Source organism: Brevibacillus sp. NRRL NRS-603 (assembly GCF_003013445.1).
Taxonomy (GTDB): domain Bacteria; phylum Bacillota; class Bacilli; order Brevibacillales; family Brevibacillaceae; genus Brevibacillus; species Brevibacillus formosus.
The window spans coordinates 113,618-120,408 of the sequence record NZ_PXZN01000034.1; the positions used below are offsets into that span (position 1 = coordinate 113,618).

Sequence of the window (6,791 nt, forward strand, 5' to 3'; positions counted from 1 at the left end):
TAAGAAAGAAGGAATATACACATGCTTGCTGATTGGTGGCAGTATGACTTTTTGCGGTATACCCTGTTTTCAGGGATTTTAATTGGTCTGATCTGCCCTATTTTGGGTACATTTCTCATTGTTCGTCGCTTGTCGATGATGGCAGATGGCTTGTCACACGTCACGCTGTCCGGTGTAGCTGCCGGGATGCTTATTTCCAAAAAGGTCGCCTTCTTCTCCGCAGTCAATCCGCTGTTTTTCGGGATGGTGTTTGCGGTGATCGGTTCGTTGTTCATCGAGCGGCTGCGTAAGGTGTACAAAGCGTATCAGGATTTGGCGATTCCGATTATTTTGTCCGCGGGACTTGGGCTGTTTACGGTATTGATCAGCATCGCGGACGGTTTTAATGCCGATTTGTATTCGTACTTGTTCGGAAAAATCGTGACGGTGTCCATTGAAGATCTGTATGCGCTGATTGGTGTGGCAGTAGTCGTTTTAGGGACAGTCTTGTTGATTTACAAGGAGCTTTTTGCTGTCTCCTTTGACGAGGAATTCGCTCGCGTCTCCGGCGTGGCAAGGCGTTCGATTAATTTGTGGTTCATGGTGCTCGTCGCTCTGACGATTGCGGCTTCCATGCGTATTGTTGGTGTCCTGTTAATCTCGGCGCTGATTACGCTTCCGGTGGCGGCTAGTCTGCAAATCGCAAAAAGCTTTCGTCAAACGATTTTCTTGTCGATTTTGTTCGCGGAGTTTTCCGTGCTGAGCGGTTTGTATTTTGCCTATCTCCTTGATTGGGCATCTGGTGGTACAATTGTACTGATGGCAGTACTGGTTATGCTGGTTGTATTGGGTGTAAAAAAGCTGCGGGTCGCTTTTCGATAAGAGTTTTCCGGAGATGACAAAAGGAAGGAGTGTTTGTCGATGAAAGTAGAAGAAGCGCTGCAAATATTGAAAGACCATGGTTTCAAGTATACCGGCAAGCGGGAGGAGATGATTCGAATCTGCGCGGCCGAGAAGCGATACCTGTCTGCTAAAGATATTATGGAAAGAATCAAGGAGCAGTATCCAACACTCAGCTTCGATACCGTCTATCGCAACATTTCCACTTTTGTTGAGCTGGGAATTCTGGAGGAGACGGAGCTGGATGGGGAAGGCAGATTCCGTTTGGCCTGTTCGACAGATGGACACCATCATCACCATGTGATTTGTACGGAATGTGGAAAGACTTCTTCTTTGCCAGGATGTCCGATGAATATTATTTCCGCGGTACCGGAAGAGTTTCAAGTGACGGGGCACAAGTTCGAGGTATATGGCACGTGTAAGGAATGTGTAACGCATTCGAATTAATCGGATAGAGGGGAGTGCTCGCTTTTTGCGGGCGCTCTTTTTTTGCATCTCCTCCAAGCGTGTATTTGCTATAATGGGTGGAAAATCATCAGTTACAAGAGAGAAGGGACACAGTCATGATTCCCCGTTATATTGTGGACTTTGATTTGCACACCTTGCCTCGGATGAGGGCAGATGTAGCTGTTATTGGAGCAGGAATTGCTGGGTTGTATACGGCGTTGCAAACGAGTGAGTATGCGGATGTGGTGTTGATCAGCAAGAAGGGACTCGATGATAGTAACACACGCTGGGCTCAGGGAGGAATCGCTGCTGTAACAGCCCAATCAGATTCTCCTGCCCTTCATCGACAGGATACGTTAATCGCTGGAGCAGGTCTTTGCTCGTATAACGCTGTGGAAGTCCTGGTGCATGAAGGCCCTGATCGCTTGCATGAACTGATTGCATATGGAACGGAATTTGACCGCGATGAACAAGGGGAGTACGAGCTGACGCAGGAAGGCGCGCATAGCAAACGACGAATTTTGCATGCGAACGGAGATGCCACTGGGGCAGAGATCGTTCGCGCTTTGTCCAAACGTGTGATGGAGCAGCCAAACATTCAGGTATTAGAATATCATTTTGCTGTGGATGTCATCACACAAGATGGCGAATGCGTGGGAGTCCTCGTGCGGAAGCCTGATGGCGAGCTGTTTTTCTTGGAAGCCAAAGCAACGGTGCTGGCTACAGGAGGTGCAGGTCAGCTTTATCGTTACACAACGAATCCGCAAATCGCTACAGCAGATGGGATCGGCATCGCGTATCGGGCTGGCGCTCGCATTAAAGATGTGGAATTTATCCAGTTTCATCCGACTGCGCTTTACTATCCGGGAGCCCCGCGCTTTTTGATCTCGGAAGCGGTTCGTGGGGAGGGTGCTATTTTGCGTAACAGCAATGGTGATCGCTTCATGGACAAGTACCATCCGCAAAAAGAGCTGGCGCCGCGCGATATTGTCGCCAGGGCGATTGTCTCTGAGATGGAACAGACGAAGTCTACGTTCGTGTATCTGGACATTACCCACGAATCGGAGGACCTTATTAAGCGGCGTTTTCCGACGATTTATAATTTTTGCTTACAATATGGGCTCAATATGGTGACAGATTGGATTCCAGTAGCTCCTGCCTGCCATTATATTATGGGTGGGGTCCAGACTGATTTGAACGGGGAGACCTCGACGAAGCGGCTTTTTGCATGCGGGGAAGCTTCCTGCACAGGGGTACATGGAGCAAATCGACTGGCCAGTAACTCGTTATCAGAAGCTGTTGTATTTGGTCACCGCATAGCGGAGCGGATCAAGCAGCTGGCTGATTTGCCGAGCATTCATCCCTTCCAGGTTGGTTCTAAGCAAAAACTGCCCCAAACGTTCAATACACGTGAACAACGATTGAAAATGCAAAAGCTCATGCTGCGGCACGTTAGTGTGAAGCGCGACGATAAAGGATTAACGAAAGCATTAGCAGAGCTTGCGCGAATGGAGCAATACTATCAGTACGAGCCAAAGAGCCTGGAAACGTTTGAATTCTTCAATCTGCTGAATGCTGCCGTCCTGACAACGAGAGCGGCACTTTTGCGGGAAGAAAGCAGAGGTGGGCATTATCGTACTGATTTTCCAAATAAAGACGACTTGGTGTGGCGCAAGCATTTGATCCAGTCTATAGAAGATGGTGTCCAAGAGGAGTGTGAGAAGCATGATGTGGAATAAACGGGAGCTTCAGCGAAAAATAGAGGAATGGCTACAGGAAGACGTGGGGTTTGGTGATGTGACGACGATGAGCACGATTCCTGAATCGGAACAGGGTGTCGGCATTTTATACGCGAAGGAAGCGGGGATCGTGGCAGGCTTGCCGATTGCGGAGCAAGTATTTGCCACGGTTGATTCTGCTCTCGTTTTTGAGGCAAAGGTAGTAGAAGGGGCACGAGTAGAGGTTGGTCAGCAGATCGCCGAAGTCAGTGGCTCGGTTCGATCGATTTTGAGCGGAGAGCGGCTTGCCCTTAATTTAATGCAACGACTGTCTGGGATTGCTACGAAAACGAGTGAATACGCAGCCGCCGTCGCAGGGACGAAGGCACGAGTTGTCGATACGAGAAAGACTACGCCAGGCCTCAGGGCTTTGGAAAAGTATGCGGTTCGAGTCGGGGGAGGCTACAATCACCGTTTTGCCCTGTATGATGCCGTGATGATCAAGGACAATCATATCAAAGGAGCGGGCGGTATCGCACAGGCTGTTGCGGCGGCACGCGCGGTTATTCCTCATACGATGACAGTAGAGGTAGAGGCCGAATCGTTCGAACAGGTTCAGGAAGCGTTGGCAGCAGGTGCAGATACGATCATGCTCGACAATATGTCCCTCGATCAAATGGTGGAAGCCGTGCAGTATATCAATGGACGGGCCATTGTCGAGGCGTCTGGCGGTGTGAGTCTGGAGACGATTGGTGACATTGCAAAAACAGGCGTAGATATCATTTCGGTAGGGGCGCTGACTCATTCTGTCAAAGCGTTTGATATCAGCCTCGATTTGAATACACGCAAGCGGTAAGGAGCGACCACGATGTTATTGGTGATTGATATAGGCAACTCCAATATTGTGTTGGGCTTGTATGAAGGTGACGAGCTTCAACACCATTGGAGAGTGTCCACAGACCGTAACAAAACGGAAGACGAGTACGGCATGCTCGTCAAAAGCTTATTTGGTAGCGTAGGGCTTGGTTTTGAACAGGTGAGAGGCGTCATTATCTCGTCTGTCGTGCCGCCTTTAAACCTCACGATTGAACGCATGTGTGGGAAGTACATGCAACAAAAAGCGCTGATTATCGGACCAGGTATCAAAACGGGGCTGAACATTAAGTATGAGTATCCACGAGAGGTTGGTTCCGATCGAATCGTGAACGCTGTTGCTGCGATCCATCATTACGGTGCGCCGCTTATTGTTGTCGATTTTGGTACAGCAACGACCTTTTGCTATGTGGACGAGCGGGCGCAGTATTGGGGCGGGGCGATTGCTCCCGGTATCGGGATATCGACAGAGGCGCTCTTCACTCGTGCAGCCAAACTCCCGCGAATTGAAATTGCCAAGCCTGCAAGTGTAGTGGGGCGGAATACGATAGCGGCGATGCAATCCGGCATTTTCTACGGGTTCGTCGGTCAGGTCGAAGGCATTGTACGCAGAATCATGGATGAATACGGTACGCGACCTACCGTAGTTGCTACGGGAGGGTTGGCAGCGCTTTTTGCGAATGAGACCTCTTGTATCCATGTCGTTGATCAGAATCTTACGCTAAAAGGACTTCGTTTGATCTATGAGCGCAATCAGTCATAGTGGATGACGAACGTATTTGCAGAAAAACATTTCAGGATCATCTGGATCTAGGTGAGTCAGAGTTCCGCAGTGAACATATCCGAGCTTCAGACAGAGGCGTTGCATTCTTTCGTTGGAAAGGTTAGTAGAAGTGAACAACTTCTCCGTAGGGGAGATCGTTTCCAGATAGCGCATCATCTCCTCGCCAACCCCTCGTTTCTGATAGTGAGGGTGAACAATGAGCAGATGAATAAAGCTGTTCTTAAAAAAGGATTGATTGATGATGGCAAAACCGACGATATTCTTGTCGATTAACGCCAAGTAGCAATGCCCTTGCTCGATGGCTTCTTGAAGTTCAGGTGAACGACTGGTTGAACCGAGCACCATGGCATCAATCGTGCAGACAGCTGGAATGTCTTGAGGAGTAGCTAGACTAATCGAGGTCATCCATTTCAAATCCTTTCTACTTGTGAATCGTTGCCAATATTGTATGGAATGGAAAAAGGGTGTTAAACTACTGGTAGAGATATGGATTATCCAACATATAAATAAAGGAGCCAATACCGTTGCAGCGGCAAGGCTCCTGAGACAAGTAGCTGTGGCACACCCACGGCGCGCATGATTACAAAAACAGCGAACCCACCGTCAGGCGGTCAACCTTAGGCGGTGGGTTTTCGCTTGTTACGCCACTTTCTTATCCATCGGTAGAGCTTCCTGCTGCTAAACCAGAGGCTTAGCATGGTTGCCAGTACTTTTAGGAAAAGGTAAAGCGTGCCGAGCGAGACCATCAGCATCACCTCCTTTACAGGAAGCTGTGCCGTGGTCTTCCACCGCCAGTCTTGTCTCGAGTTAAATTATACCATTCCGTCTTACTCTATGGTGAGTCTGTTAGTAGTGTAGATACGAGCCGACTCGACAAAAAGAGTGGTACTCAGCGAGTAACATTGCTGGTGACAGGTTAAGATAGATACGTATTTCCCATCCATGGATGGGAATAGAGAAAAAAGTTGAGATTTTCATTACTTTTCGTTGACAGCACATGATCCACGCGCTAAAATGGCTATTGTGCCTAGCAGAAAAGTTATGTCACATTGAACTTTTTAAGTTTCTTTAAAAAAGTTCTTGCGTTTCAAATGAATGCATGCTAACATATGAATTCTGAAAGGCAAACAAGCGGATCACTTTGATCCACTTCAAATATACGGATGGATGTCCGAGCGGCCGAAGGAGCACGATTGGAAATCGTGTAGGCGGTGTCGAACCGTCTCGTGGGTTCAAATCCCACTCCATCCGCCATCACTTTCTTAGAAATGGCCCGTTGGTGAAGCGGTTTAACACAGCAGCCTTTCACGCTGTCATTCAGGGGTTCGAATCCCCTACGGGTCACCTAGCAAAATACCCTGCAAACGCAGGGGTCTGGAGGCTTAGCTCAGCTGGGAGAGCATCTGCCTTACAAGCAGAGGGTCGGCGGTTCGATCCCGTCAGCCTCCACCACTTATATTAACGGACAAGGAAGGTCAGCTAAAAGCGCCACGTCCTGTGGCAACACTGACACTCAGTCGTCCTGACTATCGCGGGATGGAGCAGCTCGGTAGCTCGTCGGGCTCATAACCCGAAGGTCGCAGGTTCAAATCCTGCTCCCGCAACCAAATTTTCTACTTGCTCTACATCGAGTAATCTTCTTGATCAAGTAGAATCGGAGTGCCCATTGGGTGCAACCAAATATGGAGCTGTGGTGAAGTTGGAGTTCACGCCGGTCTGTCACACCGGAGGTCGCGGGTTCGAGTCCCGTCAGCTCCGCCATTTCAACCTTGTTGGTCTGAAATAGCGATAAATATAGTGAGAGCCATTAGCTCAGTTGGTAGAGCATCTGACTTTTAATCAGAGGGTCGAAGGTTCGAGTCCTTCATGGCTCACCAGTTTTCAAAAAAGGCGAGAGATTGAATTTTATATGCGGTCGTGGCGGAATTGGCAGACGCGCTAGATTCAGGTTCTAGTGGTGGCAACACCGTGGAGGTTCAAGTCCTCTCGACCGCACCATTACCCCAAAAAGTGAAGCGAAGCTTCGAAGTGATTTCCGAGTACTTTTCGGGGACCCCACAACAGCAAAGCAGCATGCGGACGTAGCTCAA

6 protein-coding genes and 7 tRNA genes are annotated in these 6,791 nt (G+C 49.1%); 12 read left to right on the top strand and 1 reads right to left on the bottom strand.

Annotation, left to right across the window (positions count from 1 at the left end):
* Positions 1-21: 21 nt before the first annotated feature.
* The 5 genes from C7R94_RS23925 (at position 22) to C7R94_RS23945 (ending at position 4,680) form a co-directional block, all read left to right on the top strand.
* Positions 22-861 carry a metal ABC transporter permease gene (locus C7R94_RS23925; RefSeq protein ID WP_106785233.1) on the top strand — a complete coding sequence of 280 codons (840 nt, stop codon included), beginning with the start codon at positions 22-24 and terminating at the stop codon, positions 859-861.
* Positions 862-900: 39 nt separating this feature from the next.
* Entirely contained in the window at positions 901-1,326 is a 426-nt protein-coding gene (locus tag C7R94_RS23930; protein ID WP_047074521.1) for a Fur family transcriptional regulator, read from the top strand.
* 116 nt (positions 1,327-1,442) lie between these two features.
* Entirely contained in the window at positions 1,443-3,065 is a 1,623-nt protein-coding gene (gene nadB, locus C7R94_RS23935; protein WP_106785234.1) for an L-aspartate oxidase, read from the top strand.
* Positions 3,052-3,900, top strand: a complete 849-nt coding sequence (nadC, locus tag C7R94_RS23940) for a carboxylating nicotinate-nucleotide diphosphorylase (protein WP_106785235.1) — start codon at positions 3,052-3,054, stop codon at positions 3,898-3,900. Before nadB ends, nadC begins: the two co-directional genes overlap by 14 nt.
* 12 nt (positions 3,901-3,912) lie before the next feature.
* Complete coding sequence (locus tag C7R94_RS23945; protein ID WP_088910223.1) at positions 3,913-4,680, top strand: type III pantothenate kinase; 768 nt, start codon at positions 3,913-3,915, stop codon at positions 4,678-4,680.
* Here the strand turns inward: C7R94_RS23945 and C7R94_RS23950 are convergent.
* Positions 4,675-5,106, bottom strand: a complete 432-nt coding sequence (locus tag C7R94_RS23950) for a GNAT family N-acetyltransferase (RefSeq protein WP_106785236.1) — start codon at positions 5,104-5,106, stop codon at positions 4,675-4,677. The genes C7R94_RS23945 and C7R94_RS23950 overlap by 6 nt on opposite strands.
* Before the next feature lie 756 nt (positions 5,107-5,862).
* On the opposite strand from C7R94_RS23950, the gene C7R94_RS23955 reads away from it, so the two are divergent.
* From C7R94_RS23955 to C7R94_RS23985, 7 genes are all read left to right on the top strand, one after another.
* Positions 5,863-5,955 (top strand) — tRNA-Ser (locus tag C7R94_RS23955).
* 16 nt (positions 5,956-5,971) lie between these two features.
* Positions 5,972-6,045, top strand: a tRNA-Glu gene (locus tag C7R94_RS23960).
* Between the two features lie 32 nt (positions 6,046-6,077).
* Positions 6,078-6,153 (top strand) — tRNA-Val (locus tag C7R94_RS23965).
* 78 nt (positions 6,154-6,231) lie between these two features.
* A tRNA-Met gene (locus C7R94_RS23970) sits at positions 6,232-6,308 on the top strand.
* A gap of 77 nt (positions 6,309-6,385) precedes the next feature.
* Positions 6,386-6,462 (top strand) — tRNA-Asp (locus C7R94_RS23975).
* A gap of 40 nt (positions 6,463-6,502) precedes the next feature.
* Positions 6,503-6,578: transfer RNA gene (locus tag C7R94_RS23980), tRNA-Lys, on the top strand.
* Between the two features lie 34 nt (positions 6,579-6,612).
* Positions 6,613-6,699: transfer RNA gene (locus tag C7R94_RS23985), tRNA-Leu, on the top strand.
* The last annotated feature ends 92 nt before the right edge of the window (positions 6,700-6,791 follow it).